Raw genomic sequence first — 24,535 nt, 5'->3', positions numbered from 1 at the left:
AAGGTAAGGGTAGCAATTGTGAAGCAGAAACAGCGTACGCAAGTGGTTATTATTGGTGCTGGCCCTTCAGGTTCAGTTGCTGCAGCGTTATTACATCAGCAAAATATTGATGTCATTGTTGTAGAAAAAAGTACTTTTCCTCGGTTTTCAATTGGTGAAAGTTTATTACCTGCCTGTATGGATGTGATTGAACAAGCAAAAATGTTGGATGCTGTTACTGCCGCAGGATTTCAATATAAAGATGGGGCTGCATTTCGTTATCAAGATCGCTATACCGCATTTAATTTTAACGATAAATTCACGTCTGGTATTGGGACAACCTATCAAGTCCAGCGTGGGGATTTTGATAAGGTTTTAGCTGATGAAGCTGTTGTTCAAGGTGTTGAAATTCGCTATCAACATACTGTGGACGCCATTGAATGTTTAGCTAATAAGTCAGTGCTTACTATCGTGGATGAGCAGCAACAAAAATACACAATAGATGCTGATTTTGTATTAGATGCCAGTGGTTTTGGGCGTGTACTACCGCGATTGTTGGGATTGGAAAAGCCTTCACATTTACCCTCAAGGCAGGCGATATTTTGTCATATAACCGATCATATTGATGCTGACCTCTGCTTGGTTGAATATGACCGCAACAAGATTTTAATTTCAGTGCACCCTCACTCGGCTGATGTTTGGTATTGGTTGATCCCCTTTAGTAATGGCACTTGTTCATTAGGGGTCGTTGCTCCACCGCATTGGTTAGCAAAATACGGTGGTGATCCACTTATGGTATTAAAGCAGTTAGTCATTGAAGAGCCAGGGCTTGCGAATGTGTTAGCACATGCTGAATATCCTCAAGTGGCTTCTACTATTGGTGGTTATTCTGCTAATGTGACGCAATTGGCTACGTCAAATTATGCCTTATTAGGCAATGCTGGGGAGTTTTTAGATCCGGTCTTTTCTTCTGGCGTGACTATTGCGATGAAATCAGCGCAATTAGCGGCTGGGGTGTTGGGACGTGCTTTTGCTGGCGAGAATATCGATTGGCAACGTGATTATGCCGAGCCTTTGATGTTAGGCGTTGATACATTTAGAACTTACGTTGAAGGGTGGTATTCAGGTGAGTTACAAACCGTTATTTTTCATCCCAACCCTGACCCTAAAATTAAGCAAATGATTTGTGCCATTTTAGCGGGCTATGCTTGGGATACTCATAATCCTTTTGTTGCGCAATCACAGCGTAGATTAGCGGTTGTTGCTGCTATATGTGCTGATAATATTAAATAGTGTTACAAGCCGCTACATGTCAGTTTTTAAAGGTCAATGTAGCGGCTTTTTATCTGTGTTTATTAGCGAACCATATCAAGATACAGGTTTTCAACTTTAGTACGTGCCCACTCAGTTTTACGTAAGAATTTGAGGCTTGATTTGATACTTGGATCATCATTAAAGCAACGAATGTTAATTCGAGCTCCTAGTTCATTCCATCCATAATGCTCGACAAGCTCTATCAATACTTTTTCTAAGGTAATGCCGTGTAGTGGGTTATTTTTTTGTGTCATGGTATATGCCGTCTGAGTGACTAATTTAAAATATTGAGTTATTCGCTGTTAGTGTAACTGACAATGGCCTGATCACCCAGCGTCGTTTTAAGAGTCTTTGGTGCTGGCGAAACGAAAGGATGGTAACTTCAATATAGAGCAAGTGTGCTAATACTGTCTTTAAGTGAATCAAAATATTTTTATTAATAACCAGTCTTATTCAATCGCATTATTAATTGTAAATACCCAAATAACGCCAGCTTATATTTAAAAGAGTATGGGTTCGTCTTTTAATATGGTGCTTATTATACAGTGGGAGCAATATTTTGTACTCCGCCATTGGTGGCAAAATAAAGCGTCAACTTAAGTGATTTAATAAGATTGTAATAATTTAATTGGCGGATGTTTATTTATGCCATTGATTTTTTTTCTTCTTTGTAGAGCACATTTTTGGCAGCCGCTGCCTGCCAAATGGTTGGTTGGTAATTGACAAAATTGGCCATGAATACTGCAAATAATAATGCCTTTCGTTCGCATGTTTTGATATTCAAACAATGAATAGTTATACCGATTACCATGAATTTTTTTTGCATCAACGATAAATTGTTTTGTGGTTTTTTTATGGCTGTTTTTTGCACATTTTGGACAGCCACTTCCGCGTAAATGTGCATCTGCACGTTGAGTGAAAATACCATGAATAAGACAAGTTATGTCTATTTTTTGAAGTGCGCTGGTATAGTTTATATTTGAATATTGATAACGATGAAGGTGAATAGCATTGGCTTTTTCAATGTAGACAGCTTGTGAGTAATGATACGACGAAACACATTTAGGACATCCTTTTCCTGCAAGATGTGCATTAGGACTTTGTGTAAAGTTACCATGAATACGACAGTGAATGATCCCCTTCTGTAAAGTTCCACTATATATAAATTCCTCATAGGTATATTTGCCACCATGAAGTACCGTAGATCGGCTAATAAAGGTTTGAATGTCCATTTTTAACTTACCAGAACAAGCAGGACAGCCATGCCCTGCAAGATGAACATCCGGCCTTTGTTCAAAACTCCCATGGATAGGGCAAGTAATAATACTTTTCGTTTTGGCGTTTATATAATCAAAAAAAGCATAACTATACCGTTGCTGGTGGCGTTTTTTTGCTTTTTCAATAAAAATAATATTCTTGTTTTTCATTATATTTTAGTTTCTAAATGGTATTTTTTTGATTGTTTTTTGTTACTAAAATGATTTTTTAAATAGTGGTTACTTTTTCTAATTTAAATAAGTAATTATGTAATGGCAGAGAAAACAACGTAATTTTCAATCAGCTATGTTAGTTAACTAATATTCCTATCTGTAAAAATAAGTTAAAGATTATTAATGGTTAATTATGCTGATTTTGCACATTATAATGTAAATGTTAGGTTGCAACATCAACCACCAAAAATGGTAATCATTGTTTGCATTTATTTTAATGGCTATCGCAAAATTGTTCACGTAGATTTCATAACACATTCGGTAGGCCTAAACGTATTGAAAAATAAGCCTATTAGTGAAAATACTTATTATATATAACTTGGTTTTATATATTTAAGGAAGTGCAAAATTAATATTTTATTGTGATATGAAAATATTTGAAATATATATTCAGTTTTTATACAGGCTCAATGTGTAGCCTGATATAAACAGAAAATAATTAATGATTTTATATTTTCTGTAATAAACATTGCAAAACTAAGGAGTCATAATAATTACGATACAGTCGGTGTAGAGGATTTAAATATGAAAGCAGACTCAGGTTGTAACGATATTATTTCTGCAGCAAAAAGCATATTACTCGGACAGTTAATACTTGGATTTTTATTTATAATATTAATTTGTATTACAAAAAATACGTTTGGTGTGAAATCTGCAATTATAGGTGTGGCGATTGCGATTATTCCTTCATTGCTCGGACTTGGTAGTGCGGCATATAAATTGAAGATGAATAGAGACATTAGTATCAGATATTTAGCCAAGCTTAACTCATTAGTTAAATGGGTTTATACCGCGTTAATGATACTCGCTGTGGTTCGTTTTATACCCGTCGATAACAAAATTATGCTATTGGCGTATAGCGTTACATTTTTAGGGTGCTTTTTAACTCCGATACTTAACAAACCTCAATTTAGGATGACGTAAGGTGGAATCAGTAACTACCGCTCACGATTATATTGAGCACCATCTAACATTCTTCACTGTGGGTAAGGGTTTTTGGAGCATTAACATTGACTCCATGCTCATGGTTTGGTTGTTAGGTTTACTGTTTATCGGTGTCTTTCGATATGTTGCTTCACGAGGAACCAGTGGTGTTCCGGGTAAGTTGCAATGTTTCATTGAGATCACTTATGAATTTGTAAATGACCTTGTTAAGGAAATTTTTCAAACTAAAGATAAGTTAATAGGGCCATTGGCTTTAACTATTTTTGTTTGGGTTTTCTTAATGAATACCATTGACTTACTACCGGTTGATTTTATTCCAGCACTTGCTCGTCTACTTGGTTTTGAGCATTTCCGTGAATTACCTTCAGCGGACGTCAATGTGCCGATGTCGATGGCGCTTGGTGTATTTATGTTAATCATAATTTATACACTAAAAGCAAAAGGACTTAGTGGCTTTATTAAAGAACTCACTACACAACCTTTTGAAAGTCCATGGCTTTACCCTGTGAATTTAGTTTTGGAGTTAGTGACATTAATATCAAAACCAATTTCTCTCGGTCTTCGGTTGTTCGGCAACATGTACGCAGGTGAAATGATTTTCATCCTAATAGCATTGATGCCGTGGTGGATGCAGTGGGCACTTAGCGTTCCATGGGCATTATTCCACATTCTTATTGTGTTCCTTCAAGCCTTTATCTTCATGGTACTAACCGTTGTGTACCTTGCGATGGCAACAGAAGAACATTAATAAACTAAGTTCGATTTACGTTTTAACTATTTAATAATTTTGGAGTCATTCATGGATATTGTAAGTGCAGTTCTTTATGTTGCTGGTGCACTACTGATTGGTTTGGGCGCTGCAGGTGCGGCGGCTGGTATTGGTAACTTAGCAGGTAAATATCTTGAAGGTGTTGCACGTCAACCTGATCTTATGCCGATGTTACGTACGCAGTTCTTTATCATGATGGGTCTTGTCGATGCGGTTCCTATGATTGGTGTTGGTATTGGTCTTTACATCATCTTTGCTGTGGCTTAATAGCTAAAACTACCGTTATTTATCATAACGTTATTTAAATAGTGAGGATGGTATGAATTTAAATGCAACCATGCTTGGTCAAGCAATCTCCTTTGTGATTTTTGTTTGGTTATGTATGAAATATGTCTGGCCGCCGCTTACTGCGCTAATAGAACAACGCCAGCGTGATATTGCAGATGGGCTTATTCATACTGAAAACGCAGCGAAAGAACTTGATATCGCAAAAGCGAATGGTGCCAAAGTTCTTGAAGATGCGAAGAAAAGTGCGAGTGAGTTAGTTGAGCAAGGTAATAAGCGTCGAGCACAAATTATCGAAGATGCCCATGCAGAAGGCGAGAAAGAGAAAGCCCGTCTTGTAGCGCAAGGTCAAGCAGAGTTAGAAAGCGAACGTAATCGCATTCGTCAGGAACTACGTGCTGAAATGTCCGATATGGTCATTGAAACAGCAGAGAAACTGATTAATCGCAATTTGGATACTGATGCTAACCGCGATCTCGTTAATAAACTTATCACGGATATGTAAGCGGAGAGCACATTATGTCAGATCCACTAACCATTGCTCAGCCCTATGCCAAAGCTGCATTTGATTATGCAGTTGCTAATCAGGCATTGGAACAATGGGAGCAAATGTTGACCATCGCAGCAACGGTTGCTAGTCAACCAATCATTGCTCAACAGATTGAAGACAGTGAACAGTTTGGTGCTAACGATTCAGCAGCGTTTACTGACATGTTCTTGGGCGTTTGTGAAGGTCTACTGGATGAACATGGCCAGAATCTGATCAAAGTAATGGCTGAGAATGGACGTCTAAATGTGATCGTTCAGGTTGTTGAATTGTTTCGTGAGCTTAAAGATGATTATGAACGCATGGTTACTGCGCATGTCACCACAACTGAGCCATTAAGCATTCAACAACAAGCCAATTTAGTACAGGCGCTGCAGAAAAAATTAAATCGTAGTGTTGAGCTTGATTGCCACATCGATGAAACGCTAATAGGCGGCATACTGATCAACGCTGGAGAACTGGTGATTGACGGCACGCTTAAAAGCTCTATCAACCGACTCGCAACGAGCCTTCAGGCGTAATAGGTAATAGATATGCAACTAAACTCGAACGAAATTAGCGATTTAATTAGACAACGAATCGCAACCTTCAACGTGACAAGTCAAGCACGTAACGAAGGGACTATCGTCTCTGTAAGCGACGGTATTATTAATATCAATGGTCTTGCTGATGTTATGCAAGGTGAGATGATTGAACTTCCTGGCAACCGTTATGCGTTAGCACTTAACTTAGAGCGTCACTCTGTAGGTGCGGTAGTGATGGGCCCTTATGCTGACCTTGCAGAAGGCATGAAAGTAACAGGTACAGGTCGTATTCTTGAAGTTCCTGTAGGTAAAGGTTTATTAGGGCGTGTAGTTAATACCCTTGGCCAACCTATTGATGGTAAAGGCGCTATTGATAATGACGGTTTCGCACCGGTAGAAATCATTGCTCCAGGTGTTATTGACCGTAAATCGGTTGATCAGCCTATTCAAACAGGCTACAAAGCAGTTGATGCAATGGTACCAATCGGCCGTGGTCAACGTGAACTTATTATCGGTGACCGTCAAACAGGTAAAACAGCGATGGCGATTGATGCCATTATCAACCAGAAAGATTCTGGTATTTATTCTGTTTATGTTGCGATTGGTCAAAAAGCGTCAACTATTGCGAACGTAGTACGTAAATTAGAAGAAAATGGCGCCCTACAAAATACTATCATCGTGGTTGCTTCTGCTTCAGAAGCTGCAGCACTACAGTACCTAGCACCGTATGCTGGTTGTACGATGGGTGAATATTTCCGCGACCGCGGTGAAGATGCACTAATTGTCTATGATGATTTGTCAAAACAAGCAGTAGCTTACCGCCAAATTTCACTATTGCTTAAGCGTCCACCAGGCCGTGAAGCCTTTCCTGGTGATGTTTTCTACCTTCACTCACGTCTACTAGAGCGTGCATCACGTGTAAATGCTAACTATGTTGAGCGTTTCACTAATGGTGAAGTAACAGGTAAAACTGGTTCATTAACTGCGCTGCCAATTATCGAAACTCAAGCAGGTGACGTATCAGCTTTCGTACCCACTAACGTAATTTCAATTACTGACGGTCAAATTTTCCTTCAGACTAACCTGTTTAATGCAGGTTTACGTCCAGCGGTAGATCCTGGTATTTCAGTATCGCGTGTAGGTGGTGCAGCTCAGACTAAAATCATCAAGAAGCTGTCAGGTGGTATTCGTACCGCGCTAGCACAGTACCGTGAATTGGCAGCATTTGCTCAGTTCTCATCTGATCTTGATGATGCAACACGTAAGCAGCTTGATCATGGTGAAAAAGTAACGGAATTGATGAAGCAAAAGCAATATGCACCGATGTCAGTTGCGGAGCAAGCACTTGCTATTTTCTCTGCTGAGAAAGGGTATTTAAACAACGTTGAGTTATCTCAAATTGGTGTGTTTGAAGAGGCATTAATGGCGTTTGCTAAGAGCCAACATGCTGAGTTGCTTGCATCAATTAATGAATCAGGTAATTACAACGATGATATCGAAGCAAGTCTGCATCAGCTTCTAAAAACATTCGTTGATACGCAGTCGTACTAAGTAACGAGAATACTTTCCGTCCAAACGACGCAGTATGAATGTAGATAGGAGCTAACCATGGCAAATGCAAAAGAGATCCGCACTAAAATCGCTAGCGTACAAAATACGCAAAAGATCACTAGTGCAATGCAAATGGTTGCCGCAAGTAAGATGCGTAAAGTTCAACATAACATGGAAGCTACCCGCCCTTACGCAGAGAATATGCGTAAGGTGATCGGACACTTAACTTCCGGTTCGTTGGAATATAAGCATCCCTATCTTGAAGAGCGTGAAGTAAAACGAGTCGCTTACATCATCATTTCCTCAGACCGAGGATTATGTGGTGGTTTGAACATTAATTTGTTCAAGAAAGCCATGGCCGATATGCGCCAATGGCGAGATCAAGGGGTTGATGTAGATACCACCTTGATCGGTTCAAAAGCAATTTCGTTTTTTCATCGCTTCGGCAACGTAATTGCACAAACATCAGGTATTGGTGATGAGCCAAAATTAGAAGATATTTTAGGCCCGGTTAATGCCATGTTGGAGTTTTTCGACGAAGGCAAAATTGACCGCTTGTTCCTGGTTTACAACCAATTTGTAAACACCATGGTGCAAATGCCAAAGGTAACCCAGCTGTTACCTAACCCGGAACTTGAAGAGACTGCATCTGAAGATGCGAATAAAGCAAGTCGCTGGGATTATATCTATGAACCTGATCCTAAACCGATCCTCAATGAATTGATGCTTCGTTATATCGAATCACAAGTCTACCAAGGCACCGTTGAGAGTATCGCTTGTGAACAAGCAGCACGAATGGTTGCAATGAAAGCTGCAACAGATAATGCGGGTGAGCTGATTAATGATCTTCAGCTTGTATATAACAAAGCCCGTCAAGCAGCAATTACCCAAGAGCTAAGTGAAATCGTAGCTGGGGCACAAGCCGTTTAAACAGAATTTTAAGGACATCAAATGAGTATTGGTAAGATTGTCAAAGTCATCGGCGCTGTCGTTGACGTTGAATTTGATCAAGATAGCGTGCCTCGAGTATATGATGCGCTTACCTTAAGTGATAGTGAGCATGCAGCATTAGTATTAGAAGTGCAGCAGCAAATTGGTAGCGGTGTTGTTCGTTGTATTGCAATGGGTTCATCAGACGGTCTTCGTCGTGGTTTAGAAGTGGTTAATACTAATGCGCCAATTTCTGTACCGGTAGGTGAAGAGACCCTCGGCCGTATCATGAACGTATTGGGTACCCCAATCGATGAGTGTGGTGAAATCGGTGAAAAGAAAAAATATGCTATTCACCGTGCTGCACCTTCATATGAAGATCAATCAAACAGCTCTGAATTACTAGAAACTGGCGTTAAGGTAATTGACCTTATTTGTCCGTTTGCGAAAGGCGGTAAAGTGGGTTTGTTTGGTGGTGCGGGTGTAGGTAAGACCGTTAACATGATGGAGCTTATCAACAACATCGCCAAAGCACACTCAGGTCTATCAGTATTTACCGGTGTCGGCGAACGTACTCGTGAAGGTAATGACTTCTACTTCGAGATGAAAGAAGCCGGAGTGCTTGATAAAGTTGCCATGGTTTACGGTCAGATGAATGAGCCCCCAGGTAACCGTCTACGTGTAGCGCTAACTGGTTTAACTATCGCAGAAAGTTTCCGTGATGAAGGCCGTGATGTTCTTTTATTTATCGATAACATCTACCGTTACACACTTGCGGGAACGGAAGTATCTGCATTGTTAGGCCGTATGCCATCAGCGGTAGGTTACCAACCAACATTGGCTGAAGAAATGGGTGTACTACAAGAGCGTATTACCTCAACTAAAACAGGTTCTATCACCTCTATTCAAGCGGTATATGTACCAGCCGATGACTTGACTGACCCATCACCAGCAACAACCTTTGCTCACTTAGATGCAACCGTTGTACTGTCTCGTAATATCGCTGCATTAGGTCTATACCCTGCGATTGACCCATTGGATTCAACTTCACGTCAGCTTGATCCATTGGTTGTTGGTCAGGAGCACTATGATGTTGCTCGTGGTGTGCAGACAGTACTTCAGCGTTATAAAGAATTAAAAGATATTATCGCTATCCTTGGTATGGATGAGCTATCTGAAGAAGATAAGCAAACCGTATCGCGTGCACGTAAGATTGAACGTTTCTTAACGCAGCCTTACCACGTAGCGGAAGTATTTACCGGTCAAAAAGGTATTTTCGTTTCTCTTAAAGAGACTATCGCAGGCTTTAAAGGTTTATTAAGCGGCGAGTATGATGATATTCCAGAACAAGCATTCTTGTACTGTGGTGGCATTGAAAATGTACTTGAAAAAGCGAAAACCTTATAAGGCTTGAGGAGGCATTATGGCTATTGGCGTTACCGAGAACACGTTCCAGCTTAATATCGTAAGTGCTGAAGGACCGTTGTTCTCTGGTCCAGCTCACGCGCTGGCAGTTTCAGGCTCCGATGGTGAGTTGGGTATTCGCCCTGGTCACTCTCCTTTATTGAGCCGACTAAAACCTGGTGTAGCAAGCTTTGTCACAAATCTGAAGGATCCTGAAGAAATCCTTTATATTTCTGGCGGTATAGTTGAAGTTCAGCCCAACGTAGTAACTGTACTTGCCGATACGGCAATGCATGGGAAGGACATCGATCAAGCCCGCGCTGATGAAGCTCGTCGCGCCGCTGAAGAAAACATCAACAGGCATGCTGATGATGTTAACTTCGCAATGGCGGAAATGGATCTGGCAAAAGCAATGGCACAATTACGTGCAGTTGAATTGACCCAGAAACAGATGCGTCGTTAAATCAGTTGGAATAAAACGCTAACCGTGTGTTATGGCTAAATCACCATAGCGATAACATGTGGTTATTGTCTTATGCTTACTGGTTCCCGTCTCTATAGGTCTCCAGCCTAATACCAAGGGACAAAGTAATAGATATACAGGATGTTATTTATTATTGGTGAACGTAAGTTTACCGTCACTATCTAAAGCCCCTGCTCTGTACCGAGAGCAGGGGCTTTTTTTGTGTTTTTTAATGTTTGAGCGTGAATTGATGTTTCATAGATCTTGTTTAATAGTAGAGGATTATTTTTTTCTAAATCGTAATAACATTTTAGACAAAAGAATAAAAAATCTTTATTCGTTAATAATTTTATAGCGTCAATTTTTATTACACATAAGAATTTCAAATCCATATGTTCATTTAACACCGAATCAGGCTCAGTAATTGTTGCTACTGCTTCAAAGCCAAGGGAGAGTGCTAATTTTAAAAAATAGTCAGTACGAACATAAGAAAAGACATATTTTAGGCTGTCATTTTTAATAAGAGTATCAAATAAGCATAAGGAACATAGTCTATAAAAATCTCTAGTTGATGATATTTGTTCTAATAATAAAATGCTATTTATTTCACCATCAATGTTTTTTTTATATAATTGGCTCCAGCTATCATAATGACCATAAGTAAATATTTCGTTATTTGTATATAAATGTATAAAAAAAGCTTGCACTTGATTATCTAAATACCAAGTTCCTATATTGATTGGCCATTTATCGATTAGAGAAAGATACCCAATGTCTTGTTTTTCTAAAAAATCAGTTATATTTTTACCAAGATTATGTTTTTTATTTGAAAAATCAAAAGATATTTTTTTTGAGTTATTTAAACTATTTATTTCCTTATATCTATTAAGTTCTATTCCAAATCTAATGTTCATTGATTTTTCTATTTTGGTCTTTATATTAAAATCATTAATTGAATATATATAGGGTACAAGTAGCTTTAGCTTTCGCATAATTCTTACTTTTTTTTCCAACGAAGGTGAGGTTTTTTCATTCTCCCAACGACTTAAAGTAACCACATCTAATTTAGATAAAAAATCATCATTTAACGTTAGTATGTCAACAAGATCATTTTGAGATAACTCATTGTCATTTCTGTGTTTTTTTATAAGCGTAATAAAATTATCTTGCACTTTTTACCTCTAACATAAGATAAGCATAGTATTAACATAAGTAATATTAATGCTAATTACATGTGAAAATCAAATGTTTTAGTTATAATTTATAGCATTAAATTATCTCTTAAATTAAGGATGCTATTACGATGCGATATGCATAAGGGTAAGGTGTGTTTACTAACTCTAATGGTTGATTTTATATGTGTAGTCAAAAAATTGTAATAACAAAAGATACTATAATTGATGGTCTGAGTAATAATTTTTTCACTAATAATTATCAACCAATTTATAATGTAGAGGATAACTCACTGAATGGTGTTGAAGTTTTATTAAGATATAAAAGCCCATGTTTAGGGGATGTCAGCCCTGATATTTTTATCGCAAGTGCAGAACGAGATAATTTAATTAGTGAACTTTTTTTCTTTTCCGCTAATCAAGCGATAAAGGATTTAACCTATAACAATAGGCTAAAAAAAATATCTATTAATATTTCTCCAAGTACATTAAATGTTCCTTACCTATACCAGTGGTTAGATAATAAATGTAAAGAAAATTGTATTCCAAACAAAAATATAACGTTAGAAATAACAGAAAATGTTGAATATATTGAAACAAAAACATCATTAGAAAATATTGAAAAATTAAATTTTCTCGGCTTCGGCCTATCTATAGATGATTTTGGTACTGGATATTCTTCTTTGTCTCGGTTAAGAGCCATACCATTCACTGAGCTGAAAATAGATAAAATGTTTATTGAAAACATTACTACAAATTATTCAGATAGAAAAATAATAGAGCATTTAGTTGATTTAACACAAAGCATGGGGTTACAAACGGTTGCTGAAGGTATAGAAAATTTAGAAACCTATCGCATAGTTAAAGAGTTGGGTGTAAATTTATGCCAGGGTTATTTCTTTCATAAACCAATGGCTATAGATGATATTTTAAATGTATCAATCTAGCTATATTTCAATGCTCAATTGAAAAACAAAACAGAGTTAGACTTTTAGCTTTAAGTCGTTTTTAAGTTGCCAAGTAAAACTGTACACCTTTATAGGTGTTTACATTAAGCTGCTGCTTCCATCATTACTGGCAATAAGTAGTTGTTATAACTATGACTCCGCTTGATACTGCAATATATTTGAGCATGTCCCTTTCTGCTTCTGCATAATTATTTGGGCATCTACTCTGTTTTGAAACTTCTCAAAAATCGTTCCATTGGGGCATTATCCCAACAATTTCCTCGTCGACTCATATTTTGAGTTAATTGGTATTTCCACAATGTTTACTTGAATTGAAGGCTGGTGTAATGACAACCTTGATCTGAATGAAATATCACATTTTATAGTCGGCCACGGCTTTCATAAGCCATTTGAAGAGAAATCACTGTTTGGGCTATCTGAGTTATGCTTAACCCACATTATTCGAGCAAATAGATCCATAACAGCGGTTAAATATAGCCATTTATTACCCGCCCAAACGTACGTCACATCGCCATACCAAACTTGATTTGCCGCTTTAACATTAAATTTTCTATTTAATAAGTTCGGGGCTATTTTAGAGACGTCATCAGATATTTTATATTTATTCGGCTGGTTACTTATAATACTGGGCTCTTTCATTAAGCTAGTAGCTTTATAATACCCTCTTGGATTAGCTGGTTAGCTATTGTCCTTGCACCCGCAGAGCCTCTACTACGAGGTATTTCAAATAGCTTACATCATGGTTTTTTTCATTATGTACGCCATTTTAATTTTAAGAGTATTTTATCTTATTTAGGTGTACAAGTTCATTAAGCCATAACATTTATTAAAATTAGTAAATGTAAAACAGTGTAACTTTTATCTCATTTTAGATGAGGGGAGGTATTGCTCTGTTGTTGTTTTTATAATATATCTAATCTAAAAGTTAATGACAAATGAAAAATAAAAAGTGCTAAGTATATAATACTTAGCACTTTTTTATAGTTTCTATCATATTTACCACAACGTATGTAATTCAAATGACAACCATTTTTGAAAATGGCTTATTATGTATGGTTAATATTTTAATTGTTAGTTAATTTAACATTTGAAGTCGTCTATCTGAGCTAATAACTGAGGGGTTGTAATTTTCAATTCAGTGCGACTTTGTAAGCAAAAGAACAAGAAGTCTTTATTTGATAATAACTTAATGGCATCTATTTTAATTACTGTTGTGTGCTTTAAAATAACTTCATTGCAGGGGGGGGGGCTGATAAATCACCCATGGTAGTAATTATATCCCCGCCAATAGCTAAAAATAACTTTAAATAACACTTAGTATTTGCAAATGCAAATACATAGTCAATATGGTTGTTATTTAAAAGTGTATTGAATGCACTTAATAAGCATAATTTGTAAAAAATTTTCGTTGAAGTTACCTGCTCAAGAAGAATGATTGAATTTATATTATTGTAATTGTAATTGTAATTGTTATATATGTTTTCGTTAACAAATGCATGAATGAAAAATGCTTCTGTTTTCTTATTTAAAAACCAGTGTCCAATACTTAATGTTGGGGAAGGATCTATGTTGATAATTTCTATAGTTTCAGGCATTAAATATTTTTCTATATGCGCATGTAAGTTTTTCTTATCTGAAATGTGCTCAAATTGTATATTCTGTGTTGTATCGATTCCGTTGAGTTTTTTATATCGCTCATATTCAATTCCAAAATGGATGTTAAGTGATGCATCTATCTTAGTAGTTTTGTCAAATCCACGTATACTATCTATATATTGAGTGAGCAGGTTAAGTGTTCTCATAATATTCATTTTTTTTTCAATCGATGGTACGGTTTTACCATTTTCCCAGCGGCTTAATGTAACCGTATCTAATTTTAGTAAAAAATTATTAGATGAAATAAACATATCGACAAAATCATTTTGAGATAAATTATTATCAATTCTATATTGTTTAAGTAAACTTTTAAAATTATCTTTCATACCCGACTATATCTTAAGATGATTAAAAAGGCGCTTAGGATGCTATGAGTGCATATAAAAAGCAAATGTTTTATTAGATAATATTATTTAATATTTTCGATTGGATATTTTTTATCTATATAATGTAATGTGATTTTTATTTTTATCTAATTAATAATAGCATCAGTTATTTGATGTGTTTTAATATGCTATTACTATAGGGCTTGTTTTTTGAGAAAATAAAAAAGAATTTTGTTTGTTGTTGATTTCTTTGTTTTTTATCAATGTACTGAGTGTTTTTTAATAAGAGTTGAATTATGTTTATAAAAATAATGTAGTATATAATATGTATCTTATCTGTATGGTTTTATAATAGTAGATTAATATATAAATGAAGATAAGGATTTATGGGGTGATTTCTTTGAGGTTAATTATTATGTGTGCCAAAGGCATCATTATTAATAAATTATACTTTAAATGAACTTATTGAATAATTAGTATCCGAAATTTTTATCGTTGAGTATATTTGTTGTCACATTAGATAAATATGTACTATATATTTATCCAATGATATTATGGTCATGAATTATAGCTGTATATGGTAATGGAAAAGCATGAGCAAATTCAGGCTTGTAATGGTATTGATTTATTATATTGTTGAAATTTATAGAAATAAAGAGATAGATATTGCAACACAATAGATGTTATTAAAATGATAATAATATATTATCGTTTGTGACGATGGATATTACCACTTAATATAAATACTATAAAGGTAATGCAATTAAGTTGCGAAATGAATAATTAAACTAATAAATAGTCATCTAAAGAAAAATCCGAGAATATTTATATTCTCGGATTTTTTTATGGATATATTTAATATTATTAATGACTGAAATACCGTCTGATTTATTACTTTTAGAGTTAATGGGTGACGTTTACGCATCTTAACTGAATATAACGATGAGAGGGGTGATGGGTCGAGCAATGATATATTACAAATAGATATGATATGAATAATTCGGCACGTTCAAGAGCTATGACAGCTGAGCTGATGAAAAATTGTGGTTAATTTAAAAATGCTATGAATGTTAGCAGTGATGTGGACTTTGAATGAGTTGCTGCTCTTAGTTTGAAAGATTCAATGGAATCTTTTATTAGTGGAGTCTCTGAACTAAGTCTACTTGACTAATTTTGTTCAAAAAATGAATTTAACTAACTAACTAACTAACTAACTAACTAACTAACTAACTAACTAACACCAGTCATCAGTACGAATACTAAATTAATCATCTGCCATGCATAGTAATCGTCGGTCTCATTTATAATTTATTAGTTATCAAGTGTTAGGATTTAGTTTTAATGGCAGTTCATTGGTATCATATTTTTATTTCCTTGGTTTTTTATTTAAATTTTTCTATAAATAAAAAAGCCGTTCACCTTAAGTGAACGGCATATAAAATATATATTTCAATAGATTATGGTGTTATTTTATTTTAAGTAAAACGAGATAATATCACTCTTGGCTTTTAAGTTAGTTTTTTGACCAACATGAAGGAAAAGTATACGTTTCTGGAACATACGCTGATTGTTGAAGAAAAGTAGTCGTAGTAGTTGATTGATTTACATATGTTGTAACCTTTGGATCTGCATTTGCATACCCTAATCCGTAGTTTCCTACATATTCGGTTCTACCATCCTGTTTCCACATCCATTCAACAAAATCTTTTGCAGGACGATATTCAGCCGATGGTATTAAGAATGCTGTACGAGTTGCAGTTCCACGCTGTGGTTTGATATTATTAGCACCAACTACCCAATTATCTCTTCCATCAACTTTAAGCTTCGACATGGCATCACAAGCAAGCTGCAATTTTTCTAACCAATTTTTTCTATGACTATACGTTGTATTCTTGTCACCCCATCTTATTGTTTGAAATTTAGTTATTCCTTTTCCAACCTGCTTGCTTCCAAGGGAGTGTATCTTTTCTTTTTTCATACCTAATATGGTTAACATATTATTCGATAATGCAGTTGAGAATGCTTCAGTACCACTAGCATCATACCCCTTCTTTGGGTGTAAGATTAAAATACAACTTAATTCATCGGCTACTGGTGGGGTAACGGTTAGAGGGCATAGCGAAACTCCTAAAATAAGTTTAGTTTTAGTGCTTGGTGCAATTATATCTGATATCTCTAGTGTTGCAGCAATAGCATGTGCATTACTTTTTTTTGTTACAGTAATGGTATTACCGCTAATTGATACTGATAAATATGTTGAAGCTAAGGCGGTATCAATTAATATACCATCAACACTTAAAGCTTCAAATTTGTACGTCAGATTATAATCATCGGCTGGAAGGAAAATGGAATCACCTGCTGTTTTTGACGTAATATAAATTTTTGTTGGTGTGTTAAATAATCCACTATAGTAAGGGTCCAAAAATTCCCATCCATGAGCAGTAAGATCATTCGTACATGAAAAATAACCGTCAGAAACAGATGCTGTACTGCCTGTTTCAAGGCTTATTGCATTAGCATCATGGGTTAAGTATTTGATGCCACTATGCCAACGATAATCAGTTTGGAATATTGGCATATCCGCTAATACATTGGTTCGCATCGCCTTTAATTCAGCAAGTGATGCTAATTTCATTCCTTTTGTTTTACAGTAAGCTTCTGCCAAATCTTTGCTGAAAGTTGGATATAAACCAGTGTAACCAGTAAATCCTAGCTCTTTATAGGAATCAGTATAAACGCCATCAATTACTGATAATTGGTTGAAAGTTAATGGGGGAGTGAAAGTAAGGTTCTGAACACTATCAACTATTGATTTATATTCATTAACATCAAATGTTAATAGACCAATGCCATACCCACCATTATGATCTGAAACTATATAAGTAATAACTTCTTTTCCTGATGAACCTGGTGTATAGAGGAAAGAGTGAGGAGAATCAATAATTACTCTTCCTGTTATTGATTTTGTGTCAATTAGTTGAATATCATCTCCATCAGGATCAGATATATAAGACGATATATCAATAGGAATATCAACTTCTCTTCTATCTAAAGCATCTATTCTTTGATCTAGTGCTATTGGACTATGGTTACTTTCTTGACCTATGGCGATATAAATAATACCTGGTCTTGCTATGTTTTTAATCGAATCAATTTCAGTGTAGAAAATTCTTACCGTACCAGTTGTTGCCGCAGGAGCTTGATATTTTATTGATGATGCATCTACACCTGCAATCATACCTATATCTGAAGAGCCTGTATCACCAATTAAATAGACAGATGTTGGATCAATCTCAAAACCAGATTCAATTAATAAATCTTTACTATTTAAAGTTAATAAACCACCTTCTATTACAGTACGTGAAACGGGAGGAAGAAAGTCTCCTCGAGTATAATCTTTTGTTACAACAACCTGAACGATAGCTTCGCTTGTTCCTTTATATTGTGATGATGCTGGTTTCACATTATATTTAAAGCGACAAACATTTTCGCTATCAGTTGTGGTGACCTTAAATGTTAAACCTTCTATATCATTTTCATTGAAAGAACACTTATTATCAATGCTTTCAACACTTTCTATTATTAAACTTTGGTTATTTTCTGCCGTTACTTTGTTTCTAAGATCTACAACTTGTGTATTTTTTATTGGAGCAAAAGTTAGTAAGTCCTGAGCATTTATTGCGACAATTTCTTGTGGCAATTGTTCTTCATTTTCACCACCACACCCTATAAGGAATAGTGGTAATAAAATAAAAATTAAGCACTTTTTTATATTAAACATGTAGCCTCACTTATAAATAAAGCTGATTCAAAAAAGAGTGAACGGAAATCTGTTCCCGTTAGTATAAATAAGTCTTAAATTATTATTTATACATTAAATATCATCATGGTTAACGAAACATTAAATAGATGCTGGCGCGATTATAATTAAACCTATCGATCCTTATTAATAGCAATTTTTAATCCCTATTTTTTTAAATGCTATTAATTCTGTTTCTTATTGATATTAATATGTGATTCATCGGTTACATGGTGTAACTGAATAATTAAAACGTTTAATAATATAAGACGTTTAACGGAGTTAGTCTCAATGAATAAATTATTATTAGCAACAGTGTTGGCAGCGACATTTGGTTTCTCTGCAGTATCTCAAGCGGCTGTACCAGCTACTATTCCAGCAGCAGCAGCAACAGCACCTACACCAGGAGCTGGTGATGTTTCATCTGCTTTTCTTGAGTGGAGCGGTTTTGCTAAGGTTATTCCTGGTAACGACATCGTAATTACTGGTGCTCGTTCTGGTGCTGTTGAAGACGGTGTTCTAACTGTTAAAGGCGATGGTACGTTTGAGACAAAAACACCTATCATTCTAGAGTCTCGTTTGTACTGGGATCAAGGTTCAGGTTCTAAAACGGCTGGCGATTTATTCGCTACAAACTGGACAGTGGATGCTGATGGTATCACTGCTACTTGGGGTGCGAACTCTACAGCAGGTATGGATATTAAAATGACTGATATTGCATCAGGTACAGAGCTAACGTCTAAAGCTGGTGCTAACGGAGTTTCAACTGTTACTCTAAGTGTAAACAGTGTATCGCCTGTAACTTCAGCTACGCCTCTGAACTTGCTTGAGCCTCTAGTTGTAAACGCTAATGTTCTAGCTACAGTAGCATAATATAATATTAAGATTAGGCATCATAGATGCCTAATCTTTTATTTTATCCAGCTGGTTAATGATTTTCAGGAGTGTCTTTTGTCTAAAGAAATGTTAATAGTGTTAATGTGCACTTTTTTTGCTAGTAATTGTTTTGCTAAGACTGAATTTCCTGTTGATTTTCTACTCCAAGCTGATGTAACACCATCTGCCGCAGGGTTTAAAATTAAATCAGTTGTGATATCGCCAAATAATTTTACTGTTATTTATGATGAAAGTCATGAACGTTTCCACGATATTAATTCTACATTAACTGTTAATACTGATATACCTTCAAGTCGACTTGAAAGTTTTTATTATGATATTAATCTTGTGGAAAACAATGCTTCTTGTTTACTACATAATGGGAAAACTATTTATTATGAACCGCCAGTATTAGCTATGACTAATAATGTGGGGGATCTCGTCGAAGTGAATAGTCGCAACCCGTTATTATGGCAAGAGTTTGATGATGTTGTGTCTGGAACACAAGCTAGTGTAAAAAAAATTAATCTTTCCTTTTCAAAAATACCTGTCACTGATTTTATTAATAATTATAAATATTGTGAAGGTAAAATGACGCTAATGGTTGGGCTATCGATATGAGAGAAAGTCATCTAGTATTAACTGTCTTTTTTTTATGCCTATACTCATCTGTGGCATATTCTGATGATTTGAAATATGACAACATCCCTGATGAATTTAAGGAAATGTTTAATGAGGAGAACAAAGTTGTAAAAGTTGTTTTTCCTTCTGGTGATTTTGGAAAACAAGCGTTAATTAGTTCATATAACAAAGTACGGTTGAATAAAAACGATAAGTTAGCAATTGATAATTTCAAAAAGCTATTGAAAAATAATAATATTAAAGAAAAATATGTAAGTAAGATATTATCTGATTTGCTATCTAACGAAGGGATAATGAACACAAATGAGTGTCAAGGAATACCAAGTTCTTGTATTGTATCTACAGATAGCTATGCTTTTTTCTATAATATTGACTCTAATATATTAAGAGTGTTTCTTTCTGAAAATATACTTAAAGAAAAAAAATCAAAAGTAGTATATGCATCAAATATAAATAATAATAATGCATTGATTAATAGTTCTTCTGTTTTTATTAATCAGTATGATGATGATACATCTTTAAATATATCAGATAATTTTGTTCAAGGATTTAAATATGGATATTTACGTTCTGATTTTAATATCAATACTAATAATGATGATGTATTTGATCTCAATGAATTATCTTATAGTGTAAATAAAGATAATACTGAATTAAAAGCTGGATATTTTTCAGATAATAATTCAATGAATGCAACAGATGTAATAGAGTCATTTACAGATTCTGATACTGTTGATATTTCTTTTGGCTCATCACGAAATCTGCTTATAAAATCGAATCAAGCATATAAGAAAGTTAATATTTATGTGCCTTCTGCTGGGTTATTATCCATACAAAAAAACGGTACGTATATTAAACAGTATGCGGTAAAAGCAGGCCAGCAAGAAATTTCATATAACGATTTACCCTCTGGTGTTTATGAAATTAGAGTTACAGTTAAATCAGGGAGTAATACATTCTTTGATAAAACATATAATATATATAATATAAAGTCAGCAATGTTATCAAAAGGCGATTTTGATTATCGTGTTCAGGTTGGTATGTTAGCTAATGGAGAGAATAATGAAGGGTACAACAATGATTATGATTCTCATAATGATGAATACGATGATGATTATAATGACTCTATTTATTCATCAGCTAAACTAGCATACGGATTATCTGATGGTTTGATTCTATCTGGAGCTATCACGTTATCAGAAAAGAATGATGTTATATTTCAGTCTGCGGTTGATTATACGTTCATTAATGGTTCTCAAGTTACCTATAATAATAAAATTTATAGTGAGGGATCTAATTTAAATTCTGTTAATTTATATTCATCATGGATTAATATAGGTTATGAGGAATATCATTTTGATGAAGATGATAAACTTGCTTGTTTTACTGAAAGTTGTAGCTCTCGAACCAATATTAATATAAATAAGTCCATGTTGTTAACTGGTTCTTTATCGACAGGATTGTACTATAATTATTATAAATATGAAGAAGGTAGCAATACATCTATAACTAATAACTATAATTATAATTATAATTCATCTAATAATTTTGATTTTGATATAACGTATAACAAAAATGATGGTAGAGTTAGTAGATATAACCAATTTGATGATGAATTTCAATTTAATTTCAGATATACAATAAATTTTGATAATAATAGCCAATTGTCTTTTAATACTAGTGCACAAGAAGATCAATTTAATGATTTTACTTCTGAATTTGATACTGGAGATTTATTACCTGACGATAATATTTCTTTTTCAGCATTAGCTAGGACTGCATTTGTAAAAGATAGAGATCAAACTAATGATACATCTTTAGATATTATGGGTGATTATCAAAATAATAATTTTGATGCGAATTATTATGGCTCTATATCAACAACAGGAACTATTCAGCAAAATATTGCATTTAATAATACTCAGGTAATTAATTCTGATGGTATTGATTTTACAAGAGAACGATCAGAAGCTTATCTTAAGTTAGATATTAAAAAATCAGATGATATTAAAGATAATGACACATATGGTATTCTTACTATTGAGCAAGATAATCGTCGTAAATATGATGTTAAGATTAATCAGAATAATAAAATCGTACCGCTAAAGTCATATTCTCAATATGACAATAAAATTGATACTGAATCATCATCTTTAGAAAATACAGGTAAGAATAGATCCAGCTTTTTTATTCATCCTGGTAGTGTAATGACGACTAATATGAATTTAACTAAAATTGTTTCTTTTGTTAGTGGTTTTAAAGATATTATTGATAAAGATATTTTAGACGTTGAATGTGTTGGTGAGGGTTGTGTTGATGTTGAAAATATTGACGGTAACATTTTTAAAATTGCAGTTAGATCTGGACAGCCTTTTGTTTTAAAGAATAAAGAAAAAGTATTAACTTGTTTAACACCTCAAGTTCGCGATATTAGTGTATTAAATATAGGTATGAATTACTGTATTCCAGAGGATAATGATCAACTGTTAGTTATAAATGATCCTCTAACTGGAAAAGACATGCGTTATGTTTATTTAGGTATATTTGAAACTAAAAATAAATGGCGATATGCATCTTTAGATAAGGATAATCAATACAATATTATTGAGAAGAAATTTGGAGATGATAAGAACTTAGTTTATGTATCTTATGATCAGGAACAAATAGTAAGTAATGATATAAAAGAAAAATTATCAGACATCATGTTAACGGCTGACGTACCGAAAGATACAATTTCGAATTATGTATTATTATTAAACCAGGATTGGAATTAGAAATGAAAAAATTGATATTATTAGTGTTATTATTTCCTTCAATATCACATGCAATTGCTATTGATACGATGCTAAAAGTTTCTGATGAACATGGTGCAGGCGTTTATACAGTTACAAATAATCAAGCTGATCCTGCATTTGTTAATGTTAAGTTGTCTAAGGTTGAAGTTAAAAGTGGCAAGGTGGTTAAGACACCTTATACTAAATCTAATTTATTAGAGTGGGATGCAACATTAACTCAAAATAAATTTATCCTTGACCCATTAATGGCGAAAAAAGTAGGTGTGAGAGCATTATGTGCTGAAGGCTGTAATCCTGATCACGATACTGTTTTTGCTGTTCAATTTACACCGACACCTTATTCTAAAAATGGGAAAATGAAAGGTGTTGCTATAAGTTATGGCTATGAAAGCATATTTGTTATTCCTGCTAAGAATAAAAAAATATCATATTCAATTGAAAAAAAGAATGAATATGCGCTACTTAAAAACACAAGTAATACAACTTTAGAAGTATTTTTTAATCAATGTTCTGCTATGTTTAAAGCAGATTGCAGTACTAAAGTTATTATGCTTCCAGGGAAAATAAGAAAACTATTATTACCTAAAAATGCAAGAAAAGGCATGATTGATGTATTTATTTCATCAATTGATGATACTTTTTATAAAAAAGAGGTTGTTGCAAATGATAAGAAAGTTATTTTTAATAAAGTTATTAAATAATAAAAAACTTTTATTATTAATAGCGATGTATTCTTCAAATTGTTTTTCTTTTATTCTCGATGGTGAACTGACAGGTAGCGATCTTAAATTTAAAAATGTGGTTTCTAGTGTTTCCTCTGCTAGTTATAAAACATTAGCTAGCTGGGAGCCTGAAACTAACTTATTACCAGCAACTTCTTGGTCACCGGGGTTTAAATACGAGAGTAAAAATATCAGCTTGGTAGGGCCTAGTGGTGTAAAAGTCAATATCAGTGATGCAATTACGATTGTTGGCCTTGAATATAAAGCAAGCAATACATTAAAGGAGGACACTTTAAAATCACCAATAACTAAATGTGATTCGTTTGGAATTAGTGGTAGTACTACTTTTGTTGTTAATTCAACGGGTTCTACTGTATGTTCTGGTTCTGTTTTAAAAAGTAATAATGCAATGCCTTATCATTTTATTCGGCCTATATTATCTATCGATAAAACGAAAATAATTGATGCTTTTGATAATTTACCTACAGCAGATAGACGAGAAGGTATATATAGTTTTAATTTTGGATTTACATATCCTTATGGTTTTGTTATGCCTTTATCTGGAGTCCAGACGTGGCAAAATAAATTTAAAAACTTAGTGATTAATATAAATTACAAACCGGGCTATTTGATGGATGTTCGATTAGAAAAGCCTGGTATACACAAGTTTGATTTTGATATTAGTAAAACAGACAGTGCTTTTCTCGAAGGGATTGCAATGTTTAATGTTATTGCAACGGGGTCTTTTTCTACTGGGTTAGTCTTAAATATACCTACGGGTAATGATTTTAATTTAAAGCATATTAACGGAAAGTTAGGTGCTGCAGATATTCCATTAAATATTGTTTGTCCTAAATGTGATGTTCAAGAGCTAGTAAAAGATGGTAAAGAGCAAGTATCAACGATTAAAATTAAAGTTAGCGGCTCTAAAGTTAAATTACCAATTTTAGTTAAAATAAAAAAAGAAAGGCAAGATGTGGCCCTTGGACGATATTATGGTAATTTTACATTTACTTTTGGGTTAGATATATAATTAAGTTTATTTTTATTTAAATACGACTAGTAGATATTGTTCTCTATGAATTATTTATAGTTAATACTTTCAAATGAATAACTTTTAGGTAACGGTGTGTCAATAAAAAAGCATCAATTAAGAAAGCGGGTAAATAAAAGATTCCAAGCGGCCTATGATACGCATGGGTATTTATCGTTATGTTCTATTATTAATTCAAATTTACAGAAAAAAAGAAAGCAAAAAAATACTATAAAGCCTAAGAAAATATATGCTTTTAAGCAATATGAAGAAAATAGGATACATATTAAATTATTACCTCAACAACTAAATATTGCAATCTATAAGAAAGCATCAAATAGCTGA

General features: G+C 34.3%; 22 protein-coding genes. 16 read left to right on the top strand and 6 right to left on the bottom strand.

All coding sequences use genetic code 11. The features are described 5' to 3' along the window. The first annotated feature begins 18 nt into the window (after positions 1-18). On the top strand, positions 19-1,272 hold the full coding sequence (locus tag ACJZU6_RS16025; protein ID WP_408901379.1) for an NAD(P)/FAD-dependent oxidoreductase: 1,254 nt from the start codon (positions 19-21) through the stop codon (positions 1,270-1,272). A 62-nt stretch (positions 1,273-1,334) separates the two neighbouring features. Here the strand turns inward: ACJZU6_RS16025 and ACJZU6_RS16020 are convergent, their stop codons facing one another. Then, positions 1,335-1,547: a VF530 family DNA-binding protein gene (locus ACJZU6_RS16020; RefSeq protein WP_065167185.1), complete on the bottom strand. Its 213-nt coding sequence runs from the start codon at positions 1,545-1,547 to the stop codon at positions 1,335-1,337. Between the two features lie 351 nt (positions 1,548-1,898). Beyond that, positions 1,899-2,720, bottom strand: coding sequence for a hypothetical protein (locus ACJZU6_RS16015; RefSeq protein ID WP_408901378.1), 822 nt, complete (start codon positions 2,718-2,720; stop codon positions 1,899-1,901). A gap of 588 nt (positions 2,721-3,308) precedes the next feature. On the opposite strand from ACJZU6_RS16015, the gene ACJZU6_RS16010 reads away from it, so the two are divergent. The 9 genes from ACJZU6_RS16010 to ACJZU6_RS15970 are packed head-to-tail and all read left to right on the top strand — an operon-like array spanning position 3,309 to position 10,201. Continuing rightward, positions 3,309-3,707 (top strand): ATP synthase subunit I, encoded by a 399-nt coding sequence (locus tag ACJZU6_RS16010; RefSeq protein WP_408901377.1) that lies wholly within the window; start codon positions 3,309-3,311, stop codon positions 3,705-3,707. Position 3,708: 1 nt separating this feature from the next. Further along, a complete protein-coding gene (gene atpB / locus ACJZU6_RS16005; protein WP_080155448.1) occupies positions 3,709-4,476 on the top strand; it encodes a F0F1 ATP synthase subunit A in 768 nt (255 codons plus the stop codon). 51 nt (positions 4,477-4,527) lie between these two features. Continuing rightward, positions 4,528-4,764, top strand: coding sequence for a F0F1 ATP synthase subunit C (atpE, locus tag ACJZU6_RS16000; RefSeq protein ID WP_036791577.1), 237 nt, complete (start codon positions 4,528-4,530; stop codon positions 4,762-4,764). 52 nt (positions 4,765-4,816) lie between these two features. Continuing rightward, entirely contained in the window at positions 4,817-5,287 is a 471-nt protein-coding gene (gene atpF / locus ACJZU6_RS15995) for a F0F1 ATP synthase subunit B (protein WP_080155449.1), read from the top strand. A gap of 14 nt (positions 5,288-5,301) precedes the next feature. Further along, on the top strand, positions 5,302-5,850 hold the full coding sequence (locus ACJZU6_RS15990; RefSeq protein ID WP_080155450.1) for a F0F1 ATP synthase subunit delta: 549 nt from the start codon (positions 5,302-5,304) through the stop codon (positions 5,848-5,850). A 12-nt stretch (positions 5,851-5,862) separates the two neighbouring features. Beyond that, positions 5,863-7,404, top strand: coding sequence for a F0F1 ATP synthase subunit alpha (atpA, locus tag ACJZU6_RS15985; RefSeq protein ID WP_080155451.1), 1,542 nt, complete (start codon positions 5,863-5,865; stop codon positions 7,402-7,404). Positions 7,405-7,461: 57 nt separating this feature from the next. Further along, positions 7,462-8,334: a F0F1 ATP synthase subunit gamma gene (gene atpG, locus ACJZU6_RS15980; protein ID WP_080155452.1), complete on the top strand. Its 873-nt coding sequence runs from the start codon at positions 7,462-7,464 to the stop codon at positions 8,332-8,334. A gap of 21 nt (positions 8,335-8,355) precedes the next feature. Next, positions 8,356-9,741, top strand: a complete 1,386-nt coding sequence (atpD, locus tag ACJZU6_RS15975; protein ID WP_080155453.1) for a F0F1 ATP synthase subunit beta — start codon at positions 8,356-8,358, stop codon at positions 9,739-9,741. A gap of 16 nt (positions 9,742-9,757) precedes the next feature. Next, positions 9,758-10,201, top strand: coding sequence for a F0F1 ATP synthase subunit epsilon (locus tag ACJZU6_RS15970; RefSeq protein WP_408901376.1), 444 nt, complete (start codon positions 9,758-9,760; stop codon positions 10,199-10,201). Between the two features lie 182 nt (positions 10,202-10,383). Here ACJZU6_RS15970 and ACJZU6_RS15965 read toward each other — a convergent pair whose 3' ends face one another. After that, positions 10,384-11,373, bottom strand: coding sequence for a helix-turn-helix transcriptional regulator (locus tag ACJZU6_RS15965; protein WP_408901375.1), 990 nt, complete (start codon positions 11,371-11,373; stop codon positions 10,384-10,386). Between the two features lie 185 nt (positions 11,374-11,558). On the opposite strand from ACJZU6_RS15965, the gene ACJZU6_RS15960 reads away from it, so the two are divergent. Next, positions 11,559-12,320 (top strand): EAL domain-containing protein, encoded by a 762-nt coding sequence (locus ACJZU6_RS15960; protein WP_080155456.1) that lies wholly within the window; start codon positions 11,559-11,561, stop codon positions 12,318-12,320. Positions 12,321-12,719: 399 nt separating this feature from the next. Here ACJZU6_RS15960 and ACJZU6_RS15955 read toward each other — a convergent pair whose 3' ends face one another. The 3 genes from ACJZU6_RS15955 to ACJZU6_RS15945 form a co-directional block, all read right to left on the bottom strand. Then, positions 12,720-12,980, bottom strand: coding sequence for a hypothetical protein (locus ACJZU6_RS15955; protein ID WP_408901374.1), 261 nt, complete (start codon positions 12,978-12,980; stop codon positions 12,720-12,722). A gap of 581 nt (positions 12,981-13,561) precedes the next feature. Beyond that, positions 13,562-14,323, bottom strand: coding sequence for a helix-turn-helix transcriptional regulator (locus tag ACJZU6_RS15950; RefSeq protein WP_408901373.1), 762 nt, complete (start codon positions 14,321-14,323; stop codon positions 13,562-13,564). A 1,513-nt stretch (positions 14,324-15,836) separates the two neighbouring features. Beyond that, positions 15,837-18,104 carry an Ig-like domain-containing protein gene (locus ACJZU6_RS15945; protein ID WP_408901372.1) on the bottom strand — a complete coding sequence of 756 codons (2,268 nt, stop codon included), beginning with the start codon at positions 18,102-18,104 and terminating at the stop codon, positions 15,837-15,839. Positions 18,105-18,413: 309 nt separating this feature from the next. On the opposite strand from ACJZU6_RS15945, the gene ACJZU6_RS15940 reads away from it, so the two are divergent. From ACJZU6_RS15940 to ACJZU6_RS15920, 5 genes are all read left to right on the top strand, one after another. Further along, positions 18,414-18,995: a hypothetical protein gene (locus tag ACJZU6_RS15940; RefSeq protein WP_408901371.1), complete on the top strand. Its 582-nt coding sequence runs from the start codon at positions 18,414-18,416 to the stop codon at positions 18,993-18,995. Positions 18,996-19,073: 78 nt separating this feature from the next. Then, entirely contained in the window at positions 19,074-19,619 is a 546-nt protein-coding gene (locus ACJZU6_RS15935) for a hypothetical protein (protein WP_144396125.1), read from the top strand. After that, positions 19,616-22,414 (top strand): CS1-pili formation C-terminal domain-containing protein, encoded by a 2,799-nt coding sequence (locus tag ACJZU6_RS15930; protein ID WP_080155461.1) that lies wholly within the window; start codon positions 19,616-19,618, stop codon positions 22,412-22,414. The genes ACJZU6_RS15935 and ACJZU6_RS15930 overlap by 4 nt, the downstream gene beginning before the upstream one ends. Before the next feature lie 2 nt (positions 22,415-22,416). After that, a complete protein-coding gene (locus tag ACJZU6_RS15925) occupies positions 22,417-23,136 on the top strand; it encodes a hypothetical protein (protein ID WP_065194313.1) in 720 nt (239 codons plus the stop codon). Continuing rightward, positions 23,099-24,190 (top strand): hypothetical protein, encoded by a 1,092-nt coding sequence (locus ACJZU6_RS15920; RefSeq protein ID WP_408901370.1) that lies wholly within the window; start codon positions 23,099-23,101, stop codon positions 24,188-24,190. Before ACJZU6_RS15925 ends, ACJZU6_RS15920 begins: the two co-directional genes overlap by 38 nt. Positions 24,191-24,535: the final 345 nt, after the last annotated feature.

The organism is Photobacterium piscicola, from assembly GCF_046058925.1.
Classification (GTDB): domain Bacteria; phylum Pseudomonadota; class Gammaproteobacteria; order Enterobacterales; family Vibrionaceae; genus Photobacterium; species Photobacterium piscicola.
This window is presented reverse-complemented; position numbering and strand designations above follow the sequence as displayed.

Coding starts and splice junctions, on each gene's coding strand:
- ACJZU6_RS15940 (WP_408901371.1), top strand. CDS start 18,414: ATGAATAAATTATTATTAGCAACAGTGTTGGCAGCGACATTTGGTTTC.
- ACJZU6_RS15925 (WP_065194313.1), top strand. CDS start 22,417: ATGAAAAAATTGATATTATTAGTGTTATTATTTCCTTCAATATCACAT.
- ACJZU6_RS15930 (WP_080155461.1), top strand. CDS start 19,616: ATGAGAGAAAGTCATCTAGTATTAACTGTCTTTTTTTTATGCCTATAC.
- ACJZU6_RS15945 (WP_408901372.1), bottom strand. CDS start 18,104: ATGTTTAATATAAAAAAGTGCTTAATTTTTATTTTATTACCACTATTC.
- ACJZU6_RS16010 (WP_408901377.1), top strand. CDS start 3,309: ATGAAAGCAGACTCAGGTTGTAACGATATTATTTCTGCAGCAAAAAGC.
- ACJZU6_RS15990 (WP_080155450.1), top strand. CDS start 5,302: ATGTCAGATCCACTAACCATTGCTCAGCCCTATGCCAAAGCTGCATTT.
- ACJZU6_RS15950 (WP_408901373.1), bottom strand. CDS start 14,323: ATGAAAGATAATTTTAAAAGTTTACTTAAACAATATAGAATTGATAAT.
- atpA (WP_080155451.1), top strand. CDS start 5,863: ATGCAACTAAACTCGAACGAAATTAGCGATTTAATTAGACAACGAATC.
- atpG (WP_080155452.1), top strand. CDS start 7,462: ATGGCAAATGCAAAAGAGATCCGCACTAAAATCGCTAGCGTACAAAAT.
- atpF (WP_080155449.1), top strand. CDS start 4,817: ATGAATTTAAATGCAACCATGCTTGGTCAAGCAATCTCCTTTGTGATT.
- atpD (WP_080155453.1), top strand. CDS start 8,356: ATGAGTATTGGTAAGATTGTCAAAGTCATCGGCGCTGTCGTTGACGTT.
- ACJZU6_RS15955 (WP_408901374.1), bottom strand. CDS start 12,980: ATGAAAGAGCCCAGTATTATAAGTAACCAGCCGAATAAATATAAAATA.
- ACJZU6_RS15970 (WP_408901376.1), top strand. CDS start 9,758: ATGGCTATTGGCGTTACCGAGAACACGTTCCAGCTTAATATCGTAAGT.
- ACJZU6_RS16020 (WP_065167185.1), bottom strand. CDS start 1,547: ATGACACAAAAAAATAACCCACTACACGGCATTACCTTAGAAAAAGTA.
- ACJZU6_RS16015 (WP_408901378.1), bottom strand. CDS start 2,720: ATGAAAAACAAGAATATTATTTTTATTGAAAAAGCAAAAAAACGCCAC.
- ACJZU6_RS15920 (WP_408901370.1), top strand. CDS start 23,099: ATGATAAGAAAGTTATTTTTAATAAAGTTATTAAATAATAAAAAACTT.
- atpE (WP_036791577.1), top strand. CDS start 4,528: ATGGATATTGTAAGTGCAGTTCTTTATGTTGCTGGTGCACTACTGATT.
- ACJZU6_RS15960 (WP_080155456.1), top strand. CDS start 11,559: ATGTGTAGTCAAAAAATTGTAATAACAAAAGATACTATAATTGATGGT.